Source organism: Candidatus Viadribacter manganicus (assembly GCF_001679665.1).
Classification (GTDB): domain Bacteria; phylum Pseudomonadota; class Alphaproteobacteria; order Caulobacterales; family Aquidulcibacteraceae; genus Vitreimonas; species Vitreimonas manganica.
Window position 1 is genome coordinate 1,580,915 of the sequence record NZ_CP013244.1, and the last position, 17,478, is coordinate 1,598,392.

The window sequence follows — 17,478 nt, forward strand, 5'->3', positions numbered from 1 at the left end:
AAGATCGGCTGATCTGTCTCTCACACGCGTGTGCTGGCGCACGCCGGCAAGGCCGAAACCCGCGAGTTCGCTTACGCAATGGGGAATCTTGCCCGCGTCGGCGCACCGCATCGAGGGACGCTAACGCTCTCTTTGAGCCCTCGACCCGGCGCGCCTGAAGACGCGGGCCTCAGCCCACCGCGTCGCGCAAGCGATCTCGCGCAGCACGTTCGCGCGCGAGCCCTCTTCGAGAGCTGGCACCATGTCGTCATCATCACCCAATCACGCACCGCGCGACCTCGGCGCAGAAATCACTTCCAAGATACTGGCCGCGCTCGACCAAGGCGTCATGCCTTGGCGCAAGCCCTGGGATGGGGCCAGAACCAGCCCCGCGCTGCCGCGCCGTGCGACCGGCGAATGCTATCGGGGTGTCAACACAATCATCCTTTGGCATGCTGCGGCCACGCAAGGTTACACATCGCCGTACTGGATGAGCTTTAAACAAGCGGTCAAACTCGGCGCGCGCGTGCGTAAAGGTGAACACGGCGAACGGATTGTCTATTATGGCGCAGCCGAGCGTACACGCACCACAAGCGACGGCCACGAATGCAAAGAAGCCTTTCGCTTCTTGAAGTCCTACGTCGCCTTCAACGCAGACCAGATTGATGGTTTGCCAAATCTCTTTCACCCTGCGCCCTGTGCGGCGGCGGCCCTTCCTCTGAACGCGCACGAATGCTGGTTCAACGGCCTTGGCATCACGCGGATCTTATCGCGCGACATCGCCTGCTACGTACCAAGCCGCGATGTCATCGCTATGCCACCGCTTGGCGCCTTCGACAGTGCAGAAGCCTATGCTGCGACGCTGAACCATGAGGCTGTGCACGCGACAGCTGCGCCCCACCGGGTCGGGCGCCAATTGCCGCCCCGCGCCGACATCGAAAAGCTCGCCGCCGAAGAGCTCGTTGCCGAGATCGGCGCGGCTATCCTCGGCGCACATCTCAATCTGCCGCCGGCTCACATCTTCGATCACGCCGCCTATATTGAGCATTGGATGAACTTGTTGCGATCCGACAAACGCGCCTTCTTGCACGCCGCCGCCCAGGCGCAAGCAGCCGTCGATTGGCTGCTGATGAAGAGCCCTCCAGTTGGCCGCGTAAGTGACGCGCAATGCGAGCACGATACAGGCGGCGGCGAAATCAGTTTCGCCTCCTGTCTCCAGCACCTCAAGGGATTTTCATATGTCGCAACTTAAACGCATCGTCGACGTCATGGGCGGCGCCCTGCTGGACGGCGGACGACGCGCGTTGATACGAGGTCCAGGGCACGGGCCCGCCGATCGCTCAGTATCACTCTTTGAAAACGCCGACGGGCGCGTGCTCATTCACTGCTTTAGTCCCCGCGATAATTGGCGCCAGGTGCGCGCCGAGCTCGCAGAACTAGGTTTGCTCGAAGAAGAACAAGCAGAGCGATCAAACACGCATGAAGCACTCGTGCGCGTGCGATCGGAGCAGAACCAAGAAGATCGCCGCACCCGCATGCTTCGCCTTTGGGACGAAGCGCAACCAATCCAGACGACGATCGCAGAGCGATATCTACGCGGGCGCGCGATCGAAGGCGAACTGCCAAGCTCAGAGGTGCTGCGCTTTCATCCCAATATGACAAGTCTCGAGGACCGCGAGCGACGCGGCGCATTAATGGCGGCGCTGGTCGACGGCAATGGCGATTTGCAAGGCGTACAAGTCACCTTGCTCTCTTCACATGGCGCCGCCAAAGCTGCACTTACAACCCCGCGACGGACGATTGGCCGATTGATGGGGTGCTACGTCCGCATCGATGCGCCCGGAGAAACATTGATTGTTGCTGAGGGACTTGAGACCGCGCTCTCAGCCAGACGGGCGCTGGGCGCCGGCGCATGGGCCTTCTTGGGCTCTGAAAACCTAGCCCGCTTCGAACCACCGCCGGTCGTTGATAAGCTCATCATCGCCGCCGACAACGACCCAGCGGGCCTTGCCGCCGCCGAGCGATTGGCCGATCGGATGAAGGGCGAACTGAGCTCTACGATCGCGCCGCCGCCGAAAGGCTTTTCAGACTGGAACGATTTTGCGCGAGCCGCGCGCACTGAGTGAGCCGAGCTAGGTTCTAAGCGGCGTTTTCCAAGGAGCGCGCAGCCGTCACTTGCGGCTCCCCTCCTCCTCACCGGAACCGGCGCCACAGAAGCTCGCCCACGCCGTCGCCATTCAGCCCAGCCGTCAACGTCCTGCAAGTACAAAACCGTTACCCCGCGCGGCGTTGCGCGCCGCCATCGGCCCTGAAGGGCGCGGGCCCCACCCTTTTGTACCTGCACGCCGCCGCCCCATGGCCGGGCTCTAAAACGCCGTCGCGGGCGAGCTCCCGCGGCCCCGCTTTAAGCGGGCGATCAAGGAGCAAGTCATGAACAGCAACCGTGTCACACTTATTGGAAAGCTTTTGGACGATCCAAAGGTTCGAACGATCGAACTGCGCGGCGGCTCAAGCGACATCGTCTCGCTCTGGCTTGAAGTTCGCAACGGCGAACGCGTCGATCGCTTCACCGTTGAGATCTACTGCCCAGCTCAGCAAGAAGCCGCAAAAGCCATGCGTCAAGGCGTTCGAGCGGAAGTCACCGGTGCGCTTCGCCACGATCGCTGGAAAGACAAGACCACTTCAAAATGGATTGGCAAAGTTTTCGTCGCCATCGACCCCGCCGAAGGCAAGATCAAATCCCTAGGTCTTGCAGACAATCTCTGATCCGACGAACAGCGCCGCTTGCCACGAACCAAGCGGCGCTTGGCGCCCTGGTCGCGATGCGCAGCCGCAATTCATCGCCCAAATACCACTGACGGCGTGCATCCTGCCAGCGTCCAAGCCATACTCGCTAAACGAGCTCAGCATGCGATGCAGAATTCTCGCCTTCGCCGCCGCCAGCGTCGCAACGCTTTGCGCGTTGACGGCGCTTACGCTGCCGGCGACCAAGGATATCGTCCTCTACAATCACTCAGATTCAATACCGCGCGGCTTTTACCTCAGAAGCAACGCGCCTATTGCCATTGACGCCTTCGTTACCGTGCGCGCCGGCGACGTTGCGCCGGCGGCTGCACGCCAGCGCCGGTTCGATGGCGCAGATGACCGTTTCATCAAGCGTGTGGCCGCCCTCGAAGGCGATCATATTTGCCTGACAGGCGATGTCCTGATCATCAATGGCGGCCCACCCATCAGGCGACGCAGCCATGATAACCAAAATGCGCCACTGCCACGATGGACCGGTTGTCGTGCGCTCGCTCAGGGCGAAGTCTTACTTCTCGGAGACAGCCCTGACTCTTTTGACGGTCGCTATTGGGGACCAACACAGCGCCACAGCATCGAAGGCGTGTGGCGACAACTTTGAGCGCTGCAAGACGCGTTTCGACCCAGACACAAAAGTCTACCGCCTAGATCATATCGCTCGTCACCGGCGCTATCGAGCGTGGCTCCACGGCCAGATGATAGCGCGTCGACTTCAAATCACCGGTACGCGTAAGCGCGCCAAGTGTGACAAGTTCTGCAAGATCACGCGTTGCCGTGGCCGTCGCAGCGCCAGTAATCGTCATATAATTCTTTGCGCTCAAACCGCCAGCAAAGCCCTCTGGCCCCGCTTCGAACATACGCAAAAGAGCACGCTCTTGACGGGTATTGATCGCACCGCTGACACGCGCCATTAAACGCGCCTTGTCGATGACAAACGAGAGTTGCGCTTCAGTGCGTCGCTGCGCTTCGATCACGGCGCTCGCGAACCAGACAAGCCAGTCGGTGATGTCGAGAGTCCGGCTCGCATCCTCCAGCGCTTGATAATACTCTTTTTGTCGACGCAAGAACGTGCCAGCTGCGCCTGTAAGCACTGGTCTCGCCAAACCTTGTGCAAGCATCGTCTCTAATAACGCGCGTCCTATGCGGCCATTGCCATCCTCGAATGGGTGGATGCTCTCAAACCAAAGGTGCCCCACTCCCGCACGAGTGAGTGCGCTTAAAGGTGAGGTTCCGCTTGGAGCGCTCTCCTCCAACCAGGAAAAGAACGCGCGCATTTCGGCGCCGACGGCGCTGCTTGGCGGCGCTTCAAAGTGCACCCGCTGATTTTGAAACGGACCTGACACGATCTGCATCGGTTCGGCATGAGTGCGATAGCCGCCCACGACAGTGAGGTCTCTTCGGCCATGCATCACCATCGCGTGCCAGCTGAAGAGACGCGTCTCGTCGACGGGCGCTGCGATATTCCGATAAACGTCGACCATGAGTTCGGCGATACCCGCCTCCGCCGGCCCGGCTCTACGCTCTGACTTCAAACCCAGCTGGCGTTGAATCGAAGATTGGACGCTGTCGCGATCGAGCATCTCTCCTTCGATGGCCGAGGTGTCGTACGCCTCGCCAGTCATCCATTGGATCGCAAATCCATCTCGAACCACTGGCTCAAGATGCTGGACCGACCCCACCAGGACACCTGCCTGCTGGGCGAAAAGCACCTCCGCCCTGGCCAAACGGCCAGCATCCCATCGAAAACGCGGCCAGTCGGGGGCTTCCCAATTCCATGACATGATCGATAAAAATCCGATTTATCGATCATGATATAGGCTTTTTCTGATTAATAAAGACCTTCTTATCGATCGGCTCTGCGCAGCGCATGAAGGCGCCGGAGGCCACGCTGTACGCAGCTCATGATGGCGGCGCTCGCAGCGCTAACCAGTTCAACGGACCGGCTCTCGCCTTCAAAGCAAGCGAACACCGCCCCAGCCCGCAAAAGCTCAGAAGGCGAAGGGCAAGACAATTGGCCCGAACATCGAAAGGAGCGTGGGCTAGATAAAGCCCCGAGTCTTTCATGACGCCAGAAATCTGAAATTGCTCGCTCAATCACGAAGTGTGAGTCATCATACGTAGTGAGACGCAGTGCGCGTCCACCCTACTCGCACCCTATGCTTCGGACCTCCGCGCATGTCGCAGCCTCCGATCACAAGGCGCGTGTTCCGCACCAGTAAGCTGACGCGCAACCGCGCCGACCAAGATCAAATTTCGCCCGGTTCGCCGCTCGGAATAATGCGGACGCTTGAAATAGAAATTTTGATCGGACGCCACGAAGGCGGAAGCGGACTTGCCCGATCCGTAGACAGCTTATCGTCGCGCTTGCAAACACGCATTGGCAGTTCAAGCAGACTCGCGTTTGCAGCGATGCGTAAGCGCGGCAAGGCTCGTTCCGGTCGGCTAGACAAACGACAATTTGCAGTCGTCAAAGTGCGCTTCTTCAACCACAACAACGGTAGCGCCCGCGCACTGAAGCAACATGAACGTTACCTTGCTCGCGATGCTGCGTCGAAGTCGCCGACAGCGTGGCTCGAACCAGAACAACATGAGCACCGGCCCGGCTTGTGCTTTGACGCCACCAAGGACCACCTTCATGGAGCACCGCTCGCGGAACAATGGAGCAAGGCCGACGCCCGCCACTTTCGCATCATTTTATCTCCCGAAAACGCTGGTCAGCTGGGTGATCTCCAAAGCTACACGCGCCAAGTCATGGCGCGCTGTGAAATCACGCTCGGGCGGCGGCTTGAATGGTTCGGCGTAACTCATTGGGACGGCGCCAATCCGCACGCTCATGTCGTTCTGCGTGGCCGATGCTCCGAGGGACACGACCTCAGACTTCCGCGAGCTTTTGTAACCGAGGGATTGCGGGACGCTGCACGTGACGTCGCCACAAGCTGGCTCGGCCCTCGCACCCTGGATACGGAACAAAACACACTGCAACGAGAAGCGATGGTGCATGCGCCCTCGAAACTCGATATGATGATTGAGGCTCATCGAGCAAAAAACGGCGAGCTCCGGGTCTCCCATCTTGAGGCGCCAAACGGCTCGCCTGAACTAGCGGACGCTCTAAAGACGCGTGCGCGCGAATTAAAGCACTTGGGAATGGCGCACGAAGTGCGGCGGGGCATTCTCCACTTTGAGCCTCAATGGCAGGCGATGCTCGCCAAATTGAGCCACGATCTTCGCACGCAAAAGTCCCTCACGCTCAACAGAATGCGCGACGTTGAACGAGCCTTGGATCTGCCATCACATCGGGCTGGTAAGTTTCCGCTGGGGTTGAGTTTGTAGGAAGTGAGATCGCACCACCCCAATTGATGATCCGTCACCGCCGCTGTGAGCCGTCATCACCATCAGAAGTCAGCCCGCGTTTTGCGATCTCTTCCGCTTTCCAAGCGTCCAGTCGATCAGCCCACCACTGCATCAGCTCCCGGCGTTGAGGCAGGTATTGAGCGGCATTGTAAGCTGCGCGTACCCGATCCCGCTCATCATGCGCCAGTTGCCGTTCCACCCAATCTTCGTTCCAACCCTGCTCGTTGGCCTCGGTAGAAAACAAGCGACGAAACCCATGTGTTGTCAGGCGACCATGGTAACCCATGCGATAGAGCCCAAACAGCATCGTGTTGTTCGACATTACGCCTTCGCGCGTGCCGCTCGGAAACAAAAATTTCGACCTGCCCGTACGCTCTCGCAGCACAGAGAGAAGTGTGCGCGCCTGACGCGATAGCGGCACAAGATGCTGCTCACCCATCTTCATGCGCGCCTCGGGAATTCGCCAAAGCGCTCGCTCGGCATCATGAAACTGCTCGAACTCGGTCCATTGCGCTGCTCGCAATTCAGTCGTGCGCGGCGCCATAAGCAACGCCAAGTTGATGGCGATACGCGTTTCGATATCGCCATCATAAGCATCGAGCTTAAGAAGAAACGCGCCGACCTCTGATCTGGGTATCGTACTATGGTGCTTCGGCCGACCGGGCGACTTTAGTGCGCCCTTAAGCGGCGCGGCCGGATCATGCTCGCAATATTGGCTCGCAATGCCGTACCGAAAGATCGCCGAGCAGTACTGCTTTAGACGCCGATTGGTTTCGAGCACGCCGCGCGCTTCAACCGCCTTCAGCACTTCCAACATCTGCGCCGGCTTGATCTCCGCCACCGCCTTGTCACCGAGCGCCGGGAACACGTCTGCTTCAAGGCGACTAAGAACTTGGCGCGCATAATCTGGCGTCCATTCGTCCTCACGCATCGCGTGCCATTCAAGCGCAACGGATTTGAACGTGTGTTTGCGCGCCTGCATCCGCGCCAGCTTGAGTTGGCGACGCTCTTCAGCGGGGTCGACGCCGTCTTGTAGTTTCTCAATCGCGGCGTTGCGCTTCTTGCGCGCAGCGCTGAGCCCGACGATTGGATAAGTCCCCAATGAGAGCAATTTCTCTTTGCCGTCGCGCTTGAAACGAAAGCGCCAAATCTTGCCGCCACTTGGCGTGACCAGCAAAAACAGCCCGCCAGAATCGTAGAGTTTGTAAGCGCGCTCGTCAGGCTTGGCGGTGCGGACTTGTGGTTCTGTAAGGGGCATTAGCGCCAAGTGGGGTATGTTGGCGCAAAAGTGGGGTATGTGCCCTAAACATACCCCACCTCTTGCGCGACGGGTTGATATCGGGCGCCGTTACCCGATCAAAAAATCTGAATGAGATCAATCAAGTTGGCGGCTCAGCCTGGATCACCAAAGAGCCTTCTGGCGGACAGAGAGGGATTCGAACCCTCGTTAGGCTTGCACCTAAACACGCTTTCCAAGCGTGCGCCTTCAGCCACTCGGCCACCTGTCCGGCGCGCGGTTTATGACTGCCGCCGCCGCGCCGCGCAACGGCCAGAAGGTGTAACCATCCGACCCATCGCCGCGTATTGAACGGTCCCACCGCAATTTTCGCCGCAATCGACACTCTTCCCGCTAGCGCCCATCGCCTCGCAGGGTGCGAAACCCGCGACAGCGACCTATCATTGCGCCAACAGCAACGAGGTTCTCATGGCCCGATCCACCGTCATGCCCGCCCCCGAGCACATCTTGCCGGGACGGCCCGACCCCATCGCCACCGCCGCCACCCATTTCGTGAACGGCAACGCCCTAAAGCCGCCCTTCCCGTCAGGCCTCGAAGAGGCCGTGCTCGGTCTTGGCTGCTTCTGGGGCGCCGAGCGCAAATTCTGGCAGACGCCGGGCGTATGGAGCACGTCGGCAGGCTATGCCGGCGGGACAACGCCGAACCCGACCTATGAAGAAGTCTGCTCAGGCCGCACCGGCCACACGGAAGTTGTGCGTGTGATCTTCGACCCCAAGCAGATCAGCTACGAGCAATTGCTCAAGGTCTTCTTCGAAAGCCACGACCCGACCCAGGGCATGCGCCAGGGCGGCGACATCGGCACGCAGTATCGTTCCGCCATCTACACGACTTCCAACGTGCAAAAGCGCACAGCCGAAGCGGCGCTGAAGGCATACGATGAGAAGCTGCGTGCGGCCGGCTACGGCGCAGTCACCACCGAGCTTCGTGACGCGCCCGAATATTTCTATGCCGAAGACTATCATCAACAATACCTGGCCAAGAACCCAAACGGTTACTGCGGCATCGGAGGAACCGGCATCACTTGTCCCATCGGACTGAGCATCCCGTAGCGTCATTGCCTCAACTTCCTTTGCGTAAATTAAGTGAAGACGAAGAGATCGGCCCTGTGGTAGCAGTCACTACATTGTAGTTTGACTCGCCACAGGCCGATGAGTTCACACGCCCGTATTTGCTTGATCGACGATGATATCTTCGTCCGTGATGCGATGGCGCTCGGACTTGGCGATGCCGGCTTTGATGTGATTACGGCACCGGGCGCCGCAGCTGGTTTCGACATCCTCACTCGCGAGAGCATTGAAGCTGTCATCACAGACATGAACATGCCCGGAACCGACGGCGCGCGATTCATCGCAGAGGCACGCGGTCGCTGGCCGAACATTCCGATCATCGCAATCTCCGGCGCTGCCGTGATCAACGGACGCAATACCGCTGACGTTGCGCGGGAACTCGGCGCGAACGCCACTCTCATAAAGCCGTTTCGAGCACGCGAGCTTGCGGCCTTGATTGAACGTGTGCTCGCCGCTGCCGGGCCGCCCGGCTGACAATGCAGGCGAGCCATGAGCAGTCGCGATTGCGCGCCGTGGTCGATACCGCAATCGACGGCGTCATTCTGATCAACGCCCATGGCGTGATCCTCATGTTCAACCCTGCGTGCGAGCGGCTTTTTGGATACGCGCCTTACGAGGTCATGGGCCGCAACGTTAAAATCCTGATGCCTGAGCCGTATCAAGGCGCTCACGACGAATTCTTGCGCAATTATCTAGAAACAGGTGAGCGCAAGATCATTGGCATCGGACGCGAAGTGCTTGGCCGCCGACGCAACGGCGCGACGTTTCCGATGGACCTCTCGGTCGCCCAAGCAGAGGAAGACGGTCAGCCAATCTTCGTTGGCATTATTCGCGACCTCAGCGAGCGTAAGGCCGCCGAAACAGCGCTGCGAGAGGGCGCTGCGCAATTACGCGCTGTCGTAGAAACCGCCGTCGACGGCGTCATTCTCATCGACGCGCGCGGTCTTGTCCTCATGTTCAACCCCGCATGCGAGCGCCTCTTCGGCTACACCGCTGCCGACGTGATCGGCCAAAACGTGCGCATGCTAATGCCTTCGCCCTATCGTGGCGAACACGACAGTTACATCGCCAACTACAATCACGGCGGAATTGCCAAGATCATTGGCATTGGCCGCGAAGTCACGGGCCTACGTAAGGATGGCACGAGCTTCCCGATGGATCTTTCCGTCGGTGAAGCAAAGCAGGAAGGCGAATCCATCTTCGTCGGCATCATCCACGACCTCACCGGCCGCAAACGCACCGAAGAGCAATTGGTGCAAGCACAGAAGATGGAAACAGTCGGCCAACTTTCCGGCGGCATCGCGCACGACTTCAACAATCTGCTGACCGTCATCCTTGGCAATGCCGAAGCCCTGGGCCTCCGCCTCAAGGCGCGCAACGATCTTCGTCAACTCTCAGACACTATCATTCTCGCCGCCGAACGCGGCGCAGAGCTTACACGGGGTCTATTGGCGTTCAGCCGCAGACAGGTGCTGCAGCCCACCGTCATCGACTGCAACCTTCTGATTGAAAGCATGCGCATGCTCCTGCGCCGCACGCTGCGAGAGGATATTGCGCTCAACATCGCTGCATCTCCCACAGCCGTGAATGCGTTGGCGGATCCCGCACAAATTGAATCGGCATTGCTCAATCTCTCTTTGAATGCGCAAGACGCCATGCCAGACGGCGGCACGCTAACCTTTGCAACGGCAGAGGTGGCGCTTGATGAAACCTCGTTCCCGCGCGAACCGGTGCAACCAGGCAATTACGTCGCCATCACAGTTACGGACAACGGCTCCGGCATGCCGCCTGAGATTGTAGAGCGCGCGTTCGAACCATTCTTTACAACCAAGGAAGTCGGCAAAGGCTCGGGCCTTGGCCTCTCGATGGTCTATGGCTTCGCCAAGCAATCGAACGGACACGTGAACATCTATTCAGAGCCGGGCCTGGGCACGAGCATCCGTCTCTACCTACCTCTCGTCGGCCAAGGCGCTGCGCCCCAAAGAAGCCACGCCGAGGAGCGCACAGTCGGAGGCAATGAGCGCGTTCTCGTCGTTGAGGACGATGCTCTGGTGCGCAGCCACGCAATCTCGTCGCTCGAAGGTATCGGCTATCGCGTCATCGTCGCGCGCGATGGGCCAGAGGCGCTCGCGCTACTGCGCGGCGGCGTCGAAATCGATCTTCTGTTCACCGACGTGGTCATGCCAGGCGGGATGAATGGTTGGGAGGTCGCCGCCCTCGCGCGCGAACTCAGCCCGCGCCTTAAAGTGCTCTTCACCTCGGGCTATCCACTTGAGACGCTCTCAAGCCGCGGACAATCCGACCCGGCAGCGCGCATTTTGAGCAAGCCGTATCGTATCGCGGAACTGGCGAAACAAGTTCGTGAAGTGTTGGACGGACCGGCTTAGCCCGGCCAGCGCAGGCCGACACGGCGGCGTTGCTGCAGCGTTTGCTCAGCGCGTTGCAGCGCGCGAAGCGCCACTTCAGCTTGCTGCAGCGAATCCGTTGAGCGCAACGCATCCATCGCCAGACGCAGGCGCGATGCGCCCTCTTCCAACTTGTCGCGCGCGCCTTCACGTTCGCCGAGCGCCGTCAGCGCACGGCCGATTTCTTGTTGCGCCGCGCCCCATGAGATCGGATCGGTCGTGCGATCGACCGCATCGAGATAACGTTGACGAGCGTCGAGCGCCTTCGACAGCCATTTGATGTGACCGCCGCGTTCGCCGAGGCTCAGTGCGCCAGAAGCGAAATCCGATAGAATATCGAGTTGCAGATTCTCGCTGATCTCAGCCGGGCGAACTTCGACCAGCTTGTCCAACGCCTCGACGATCGGCTGCAGACGCTCAGGCTTATAATCTTGCGGACGGTGCAGAACCGGACGCGCCTTGCGGGCGAGCGCAAAACCAAGCGCGCGCTGCACCGCTTCATCGGGACGCCCGACTTTCCAGCCGAGAGAAAAATCCTGCACGTCGTGGGTGCGGCCATATCCCGGCAGCGTCGTGATGCGCAGATCGATTTTGCCGAGCATGTTGCGCTTGCCCCAGACGATGACGTCCGCGGCTGAGCGCTCAAGCGCTTCACCAGCTTCAACAGCAATGCGGCGGCGCGTTTCAGGATGCGCGCGCGGCGAAACGGTTTTCAGTTTGATCGGGAAGAGATCGACCTGCACGTCCTGCTCGAACGAGAACATGCCGAAATTGTCTTCGATCGCTTCTTTCATTTCCTGGCGGAGCAGCCCGCCGCCGCCTTCGATCTCGGCAATGAGCACAAGCGCGCGGTGATCCTTGGTCCGCTTCAGCGCTTGGCCACGCAGCGCCATGCGCGCCATCGTGCTGGCCTTGCCCATGCCGGTGAGCATCCAAAACGCAGCGACCACCACGGCGGCGAGGAAGATCGAGGAGAAGAACATGAACACGTCGGGCTGGTGCACGAACGCGTCCTGGAACTCGCGGGGCAGCAAGCGCATGACGCGAGACGCCAACTCGGGCGCAACCGCTGCAGATGCTGCAAAATTAACCATTTAGCGTCCGTCAGTCCCTGCCCTAACCCATGAGCCATAGCGTGCCGCAAGGCGGTGCACAACGGCCTGCGGCGCCTTAAGGCGCCACACTCCCTGCCTCACCGCCCGCAGGAAAAGGCCTAATTGCCCCGCTGCTTAGCGGCCTCCAGAGCCTGGCTCATGGCGGCACCCATGTTGCCCAAATCCATCGCCTCAACCCCCGCCGGCAATGTGAACAACTCGGCGCTTTGCGGGCCGCGCTGAACGCTGGTGGTTTCCCACACAACCGCGCCATCATCTGTCGCCCGCAGGATGATGCCGTCCTCGGTCACGCACACCGTGTCGGTGCCGTCTTCCGGCGTGGTTTTGGTCCATTCCGCGCCGTTCTCCCCAGCCACCGAGCAATTGCCGGTGCGCGTGGAGTTTTGCGCGAGTTCGCCCTGCCAGTTTGCCGTCGGATCGGTAATGCCATCGCTCATGCCACTGGCGCGGATCGCCATCGTGCGTCCGCCCTGGGTGGTGATGATGTAGCTTTCGCCCGTCGTTCCGTTGGCAATGAAGGTCGAAGGCGAATCTTCGGAGCTGAATTCCATCCGGATGTTGCTGCCATCGCGGATCATCACGACCGGCATCGAGCCGTGTTGCGCGCTCGAGAGCGTCGCTTCAGCGCGATAGGCGGCATGACTTACATCGGGGAACAAGCCACCGCCATTTGCGCCATTGCCGGCGCTATCACTAGCCGGAGCCGCAGGATTGCACGCCGCCAGCGCACACACAGAAACCACGGCCAAAATCGCGCGACGCATCTCGTTTCTCCTGAATCCAATGAGCGCCTTGGTAGCAGCAGCGCCGCGCCCCCGAAACCCCGCCCCGCCGTTCGTCGCAAAAGAACGTCGCCTCGTCAGCGTGGCGCCAGCCGCACTTGCTACCACACGGCCTAAGCGGCCAAAATCGCCCCAACGCCATCGCGAGCGCCCAAGCGCCCGCGGCGCATCCTTTTTGGGGGTCCCATGAAAAAGCAGCTTTTGGCCATTTGCCTTGCCGCGAGCGTTCCGATGCTAGCCGCGTGCGCCACGACCGGTGCAGATTCCGCCGCCACTTTCGGCAACGCCACCGCTTATCAACAGGCTCAAACCGACGTGCAACGCCTCACAGCCCAAGCCAACCAAGACCCGCTCCTGAAGCCTTGGACCGGTCAATACGGCGGTGTGCCGCCGTGGGATCAAGCCCGCGCCGAACTGGTGCCGCCGGCGCTCGAACTCGGCATCCAGCTCCAAGAAGCTGAAGTGCAAGTGATCGCCAACAATCCAGAGCGCCCGACCTTCGACAACACCATCGGCGCGATGCAGAATTCCGGCCGTCACCTCGACCGCGCCACCACCATCTTCGGCGTCATGACCGACAACATCAGCAACGAAGCTATTCAAGGCGTCGAAGCTGAATGGTCACCGCGCCTCACCGCCGCCTACAACGCTATCACCTTCAACCGCGCGCTGTTCAACCGCATCCACGATCTCTACGAGCGCCGTGAATCGCTTGGCCTCAATGCGCACCAATTGCGTCTGCTTGAGCGCACCCACGATCAGTTCGTGCGCGCGGGCGCGGCCGCAACGCCGGAGCAGCAAGCACGCCTCGGCGCCATCAACGAAGAACTCTCCACCAAGTACGCGGATTTCGGTCGCCGCCTGCTCGCGGACGAAAACACCGCCATCTTCATCACCAACCGCCGCGATCTCGCCGGCTTACCGCCGAACATCGTCGAAGCGCTCGCCGCCGCCGCAACAGAGCGTGGTCACGCGGGCCAATGGGCGGTCGTCAACACGCGTTCGAGCGTCGATCCGTTCCTGACCTTCTCCTCGAACCGCCCGCTGCGTCAGCGCGTCTACACCGCCTTCAAAAATCGCGGTGACAACGGCGACGCCAACGACACCAACGCCGTCATCGCCGACATTCTGCGTCTCCGCGCCGAGCGTGCGCAGATCCTCGGCTTCCAGAACCACGCTTACCTGCGCATGGCCGACACGATGGCCGGCACGCCGGAGCGCGCTCAGGACCTGATGATGCGCGTGTGGCCGGCCGCCGTGGCTCGCGTCCACGAGGAAGTCGCCGACATGCAGGCAATCGCCAACCGTCAGCGCGCCAACATCACGATCGAACCGTGGGACTACAATTACTACGCCGAACAAGTCCGCCGCGATCGCTACAACCTCGATCAGAACGAGCTCCGCCCGTACTTCGAGCTCAACAACATGATCAACGCGTCTATGTACATGGCCAACCAACTCTATGGCCTGTCGTTCCGCGAGATCACCGGCACGGTGCCGGTGTTCGAGCCGAACGTGCGCGTGTGGGAAGTCACCGATCGTGACGGCTCGTTCCGCGGCCTCTTCTACGGCGACTATTTCGCACGCGCTGGCAAACGCTCAGGCGCCTGGATGAACACCTATCGTTCGCACGAAACGTTCAACGGCCCGACCATCACGACGCTCGCCTCGAACAACAACAACTTCGTGCGCGGCGGCGAAGGCCAACCGGTCCTCATCTCGCTGGACGACGCCGAGACGCTCTTCCACGAGTTCGGCCACGCCATTCACTACCTCGTCTCCGAAGTGGACTATCCGGGTCTCGGCAACGTGCCGCGCGACTACGTCGAATATCCGAGTCAGGTGCACGAACATTGGGTGCTGTCGCGCCCGATCCTCGATCAATTCGCGCGCCACTATCAAACCAACCAGCCGATGCCGCAGGCGCTGGTCGATCGCGTCCACAACGCTTCGACCTTCAACCAAGGCTACGCCACGGTGGAGTATCTTTCCTCCGCGCTGGTTGACATGGCGCTCCACAACCGCGCAACGCCGGTGACGGATGTCGACGCGTTCGAGCGTGAAACGCTCGCCTCGCTCAACATGCCGCGCGAAATGTCGATGCGTCACCGCCTGCCACAGTTCGGTCACTTGTTCTCGAGCGACGCCTACTCGGCCGGCTATTATTCGTACCTCTGGTCCGAGACGATGGACGCCGACACCTGGGAAATGTTCGAAGCCACCGGCAACGTGTTCGATCCGACCGTCGCCGCGGGCATGCGCAACATCATCCTCGCGCCCGGCAACATGACCGACCGCGCCGAGGCGTATCGTCAATTCCGCGGTCGCGATCCGGACGTGAACGCGCTGCTGCGCACGCGCGGCTTCCCAACCGACGCGCCGGCCACGACCGGCGGCTCGACCGGCAACGAATAAGCCGAGCGCTAGACACAACGAAGGGCGCGGACTGCAACGTCCGCGCCCTTTTTGTTTGCCGCCCGCCTCCAAAAACTCAGGCCGCGCGCCGGCGCTCAAGAGGGATTCAGCCGCCATTCAGCCGCCCGGCGCGAGTGTCGGGACGGGAGCACTGACAATGATGCGCAAATTCATCGCCACGGTCGCGACAATAGCGTTCGCGATGGCCACCTTCACCGCCACGCCCGCCAGCGCCCAGCATTGGCGCGACCGCGACCGCGGCGACTATGCCGGCTGCCGCAATGACAACAACTACGGCTGCGAACGCGACCGAGACCGCCGTGAAGCCCGGAACGGCTATCGCCGCGAATACGGCTACGACCGCGGCTATTACAACCGCCCCGAATGCTACGACCGCCAGGGCCGCAACCATTGCTATGACCGCCACGACGACAACGACGACGCCGTCGCCGCCGGCGTCATCGGCCTCGTGCTCGGCGCGGTGATCGCGTCAGCCGTCACCAACAGCAACAACAACCGCCAGGACGACAGCTATTATCGCGGCAGCGATGGCTACGATGACGGCTATTCCGAACCGCAATGCACGCAGCAAGTGCGCCGCTGGGACCGCACCCAAGATCGCTACGTGCTGGTCGAAGTCCCCTGCTGAACTCATCCACGCAAAGTGAAGGCGTGCCTTGTGGACCACAGGGCGCGCTTTCGCGCATCGGTGTGCAGCTCTCTCCATAATTTGTTCCGCGTCATGCCTTACACTGTGCGGCATGCGGTACGTATGTGACGCGCCGAACGGCGCGACCTGGTTCAGATTTGAAACCGAAGCCGAGGCGGAAGCCGAAGCGGCGCTGATGCGCCATGTCGTCGATAAATACTTCCGCCGCTATGAGGGCGCAGCGCGTGAAACCTACCGGGCGCCCCAAACCGCCGCCTCATTCGAGCAAGCGATCGGCCTCAAGGACCATATCGCCAAGGCCATGCCACTGTTTTTGACATTGCGCGCCGCCGATGGCGAAGGCTTAGCGACGGCTATGCTGCCGCCGGGCGGACGCAACCAAGCCAACTTCCGCATCGTGATCGTGGGGCCGGCCAACGCCGACCCCTACGAAAACCACGAGGCGGCGATCGAAGCCCTCGCACAGCATTTCAATATCGAACTGCCGCGCGAGGAATGCTTCCCTTACGCCTGAGGCTAGCGCTTACGGCTTGCCCGGCGTTGCGCCACCGGTCGTCGCGCCGCCCGTTTGCTGTTGCGGGACCTGCGGCGGCGCAGCATTGGCGCCGTTGCTGACGATGCGCACACCTGCATAGCAAGGCGAAGTCGTGCACGCCTGCATCAGCAAGCGAACCATGTACTGGCCGTTCGCAGTCGGCGTGTACGGGAAGATCGGATAGTCGTCCGGCAGCATGTCATTGGCGACGACGCCGCCGGTTTCCATGCTGATCAGCTCCAGATCGACATTGCTGCAATCGCCGTCGCACGAACCGATGAAGCCATACTCGGTGCCGGCCGTCAGATCGACGATGAAGCGGTGATCATGACCCGGCTGCATCGGCACGATCGTGTCGCTGCCGACTTGCGTGTAATTGCCGGCATTGGCGCCCTGCAGCTGACCCAGCTGCGTGCCGATCTGCGCGATCAGCTGCTGGCGCACTTCGTCGGTGACCTGCGCCTGTTGCGTCGGTGAACCCGGCGATTGCGTGGAAGGCGGCGTAGCGCCGGCCTGTACCCGCGGCAGCGGCGGCCCATCTGCGCCCGCGCCGCACGCGGCAAGCATGCAAGCCGCTGCAGCGGCGATCAGAAACTGACGCATGGAAATTCCCTCCTCCGTTCGCGAAACCGCCTAACCCCGGCGGACGTCACTGTCCACGTCTGCCCCACCCGCAAACGGGGGGCTGTGCCCCCAGTCACGAGTCAGATGACGCCCGAGCCAGATCAGGCCGATTACCGCGCCTTCCAAGCACAACGCCACGCACCCAACGTCACATCAGCGTCACCGGCATCACCTACCCACCGCGCGGGAGACGCCGCCATGTCCGCATCCGCCAATCACGTCCTCACGCTCGCCGAGCAACTGCGCGAAACCTTCGCCGCCCAAACCGTCGATCGCAACGCCGTGAACCTCCTCGTCCATGACGCCCTCCTGAAAGCCCTCGACATCAAGCCAGTCGACATGCGCGCCGAGAGCACGAAGAAGGTAACGTAACAAAGGTCCTGCCTTCTCGTCCGCAAGGGGAGCCCCTGGATCGGCGCTAGACTTTCGACTGAT

17 protein-coding genes and 1 tRNA gene are annotated in these 17,478 nt (G+C 61.1%); 12 read left to right on the forward strand and 6 right to left on the reverse strand.

Annotated features, from left to right (window positions below):
• Positions 1–241: 241 nt before the first annotated feature.
• The 4 genes from ATE48_RS08270 (at position 242) to ATE48_RS08285 (ending at position 3,382) form a co-directional block, all read left to right on the forward strand.
• Positions 242–1,231, forward strand: a complete 990-nt coding sequence (locus ATE48_RS08270) for an ArdC family protein (protein WP_066770022.1) — start codon at positions 242–244, stop codon at positions 1,229–1,231.
• Complete coding sequence (locus ATE48_RS08275) at positions 1,218–2,105, forward strand: DUF7146 domain-containing protein (RefSeq protein ID WP_066770025.1); 888 nt, start codon at positions 1,218–1,220, stop codon at positions 2,103–2,105. The genes ATE48_RS08270 and ATE48_RS08275 overlap by 14 nt, the downstream gene beginning before the upstream one ends.
• 304 nt (positions 2,106–2,409) lie before the next feature.
• Positions 2,410–2,745, forward strand: coding sequence for a single-stranded DNA-binding protein (locus tag ATE48_RS08280; RefSeq protein WP_066770028.1), 336 nt, complete (start codon positions 2,410–2,412; stop codon positions 2,743–2,745).
• A gap of 142 nt (positions 2,746–2,887) precedes the next feature.
• Positions 2,888–3,382, forward strand: coding sequence for a S26 family signal peptidase (locus ATE48_RS08285; RefSeq protein WP_156767685.1), 495 nt, complete (start codon positions 2,888–2,890; stop codon positions 3,380–3,382).
• Between the two features lie 43 nt (positions 3,383–3,425).
• On the opposite strand, the gene ATE48_RS08290 is transcribed toward ATE48_RS08285, so the two are convergent.
• Entirely contained in the window at positions 3,426–4,562 is a 1,137-nt protein-coding gene (locus ATE48_RS08290) for a Fic family protein (protein ID WP_066770034.1), read from the reverse strand.
• A gap of 691 nt (positions 4,563–5,253) precedes the next feature.
• Between ATE48_RS08290 and ATE48_RS20010 the strand changes: the two genes are divergently transcribed.
• Positions 5,254–6,111 (forward strand): hypothetical protein, encoded by an 858-nt coding sequence (locus ATE48_RS20010; RefSeq protein WP_228126866.1) that lies wholly within the window; start codon positions 5,254–5,256, stop codon positions 6,109–6,111.
• Between the two features lie 34 nt (positions 6,112–6,145).
• Here ATE48_RS20010 and ATE48_RS08300 read toward each other — a convergent pair whose 3' ends face one another.
• Complete coding sequence (locus ATE48_RS08300) at positions 6,146–7,390, reverse strand: tyrosine-type recombinase/integrase (RefSeq protein WP_066770040.1); 1,245 nt, start codon at positions 7,388–7,390, stop codon at positions 6,146–6,148.
• Positions 7,391–7,550: 160 nt separating this feature from the next.
• Positions 7,551–7,640 (reverse strand) — tRNA-Ser (locus ATE48_RS08305).
• A 197-nt stretch (positions 7,641–7,837) separates the two neighbouring features.
• Between ATE48_RS08305 and msrA the strand changes: the two genes are divergently transcribed.
• The 3 genes from msrA to ATE48_RS08320 all read left to right on the forward strand — a co-directional run bounded on the left by msrA (position 7,838) and on the right by ATE48_RS08320 (position 10,884).
• Positions 7,838–8,479, forward strand: a complete 642-nt coding sequence (msrA, locus tag ATE48_RS08310; RefSeq protein ID WP_066770044.1) for a peptide-methionine (S)-S-oxide reductase MsrA — start codon at positions 7,838–7,840, stop codon at positions 8,477–8,479.
• Between the two features lie 99 nt (positions 8,480–8,578).
• Positions 8,579–8,971, forward strand: a complete 393-nt coding sequence (locus tag ATE48_RS08315) for a response regulator (protein ID WP_066770046.1) — start codon at positions 8,579–8,581, stop codon at positions 8,969–8,971.
• 29 nt (positions 8,972–9,000) lie between these two features.
• Entirely contained in the window at positions 9,001–10,884 is a 1,884-nt protein-coding gene (locus tag ATE48_RS08320; RefSeq protein WP_257756545.1) for a hybrid sensor histidine kinase/response regulator, read from the forward strand.
• Here ATE48_RS08320 and ATE48_RS08325 read toward each other — a convergent pair.
• Entirely contained in the window at positions 10,881–11,996 is a 1,116-nt protein-coding gene (locus ATE48_RS08325) for a hypothetical protein (protein ID WP_066770053.1), read from the reverse strand. The genes ATE48_RS08320 and ATE48_RS08325 overlap by 4 nt on opposite strands.
• Positions 11,997–12,115: 119 nt before the next feature.
• Positions 12,116–12,781 carry a hypothetical protein gene (locus ATE48_RS08330; RefSeq protein ID WP_066770055.1) on the reverse strand — a complete coding sequence of 222 codons (666 nt, stop codon included), beginning with the start codon at positions 12,779–12,781 and terminating at the stop codon, positions 12,116–12,118.
• Positions 12,782–12,985: 204 nt separating this feature from the next.
• Here ATE48_RS08330 and ATE48_RS08335 point away from each other — a divergent pair, with 204 nt between their 5' ends.
• From ATE48_RS08335 to ATE48_RS08345, 3 genes are all read left to right on the forward strand, one after another.
• Positions 12,986–15,214: a M3 family metallopeptidase gene (locus tag ATE48_RS08335; protein ID WP_066770057.1), complete on the forward strand. Its 2,229-nt coding sequence runs from the start codon at positions 12,986–12,988 to the stop codon at positions 15,212–15,214.
• 160 nt (positions 15,215–15,374) lie between these two features.
• Positions 15,375–15,863 carry a hypothetical protein gene (locus ATE48_RS08340; RefSeq protein ID WP_228126867.1) on the forward strand — a complete coding sequence of 163 codons (489 nt, stop codon included), beginning with the start codon at positions 15,375–15,377 and terminating at the stop codon, positions 15,861–15,863.
• Positions 15,864–15,975: 112 nt separating this feature from the next.
• Entirely contained in the window at positions 15,976–16,398 is a 423-nt protein-coding gene (locus ATE48_RS08345) for a hypothetical protein (RefSeq protein ID WP_066770062.1), read from the forward strand.
• 9 nt (positions 16,399–16,407) lie between these two features.
• Here the strand turns inward: ATE48_RS08345 and ATE48_RS08350 are convergent, their stop codons facing one another.
• Positions 16,408–17,022, reverse strand: a complete 615-nt coding sequence (locus tag ATE48_RS08350) for a hypothetical protein (protein WP_066770065.1) — start codon at positions 17,020–17,022, stop codon at positions 16,408–16,410.
• A gap of 219 nt (positions 17,023–17,241) precedes the next feature.
• Here ATE48_RS08350 and ATE48_RS19740 point away from each other — a divergent pair, with 219 nt between their 5' ends.
• Entirely contained in the window at positions 17,242–17,415 is a 174-nt protein-coding gene (locus tag ATE48_RS19740) for a hypothetical protein (RefSeq protein ID WP_156767686.1), read from the forward strand.
• Positions 17,416–17,478 lie beyond the last annotated feature (63 nt).

Excerpts from the sequence above, each read along its gene's own strand:
- ATE48_RS08270 (WP_066770022.1), top strand. The coding sequence starts at position 242 with ATGTCGTCATCATCACCCAATCACGCACCGCGCGACCTCGGCGCAGAA.
- ATE48_RS08275 (WP_066770025.1), top strand. The coding sequence starts at position 1,218 with ATGTCGCAACTTAAACGCATCGTCGACGTCATGGGCGGCGCCCTGCTG.
- ATE48_RS08280 (WP_066770028.1), top strand. The coding sequence starts at position 2,410 with ATGAACAGCAACCGTGTCACACTTATTGGAAAGCTTTTGGACGATCCA.
- ATE48_RS08285 (WP_156767685.1), top strand. The coding sequence starts at position 2,888 with ATGCGATGCAGAATTCTCGCCTTCGCCGCCGCCAGCGTCGCAACGCTT.
- ATE48_RS08290 (WP_066770034.1), bottom strand. The coding sequence starts at position 4,562 with ATGTCATGGAATTGGGAAGCCCCCGACTGGCCGCGTTTTCGATGGGAT.
- ATE48_RS08300 (WP_066770040.1), bottom strand. The coding sequence starts at position 7,390 with ATGCCCCTTACAGAACCACAAGTCCGCACCGCCAAGCCTGACGAGCGC.
- msrA (WP_066770044.1), top strand. The coding sequence starts at position 7,838 with ATGGCCCGATCCACCGTCATGCCCGCCCCCGAGCACATCTTGCCGGGA.
- ATE48_RS08315 (WP_066770046.1), top strand. The coding sequence starts at position 8,579 with ATGAGTTCACACGCCCGTATTTGCTTGATCGACGATGATATCTTCGTC.
- ATE48_RS08325 (WP_066770053.1), bottom strand. The coding sequence starts at position 11,996 with ATGGTTAATTTTGCAGCATCTGCAGCGGTTGCGCCCGAGTTGGCGTCT.
- ATE48_RS08330 (WP_066770055.1), bottom strand. The coding sequence starts at position 12,781 with ATGCGTCGCGCGATTTTGGCCGTGGTTTCTGTGTGTGCGCTGGCGGCG.
- ATE48_RS08335 (WP_066770057.1), top strand. The coding sequence starts at position 12,986 with ATGAAAAAGCAGCTTTTGGCCATTTGCCTTGCCGCGAGCGTTCCGATG.
- ATE48_RS08340 (WP_228126867.1), top strand. The coding sequence starts at position 15,375 with ATGCGCAAATTCATCGCCACGGTCGCGACAATAGCGTTCGCGATGGCC.
- ATE48_RS08345 (WP_066770062.1), top strand. The coding sequence starts at position 15,976 with ATGCGGTACGTATGTGACGCGCCGAACGGCGCGACCTGGTTCAGATTT.
- ATE48_RS08350 (WP_066770065.1), bottom strand. The coding sequence starts at position 17,022 with ATGCGTCAGTTTCTGATCGCCGCTGCAGCGGCTTGCATGCTTGCCGCG.
- ATE48_RS19740 (WP_156767686.1), top strand. The coding sequence starts at position 17,242 with ATGTCCGCATCCGCCAATCACGTCCTCACGCTCGCCGAGCAACTGCGC.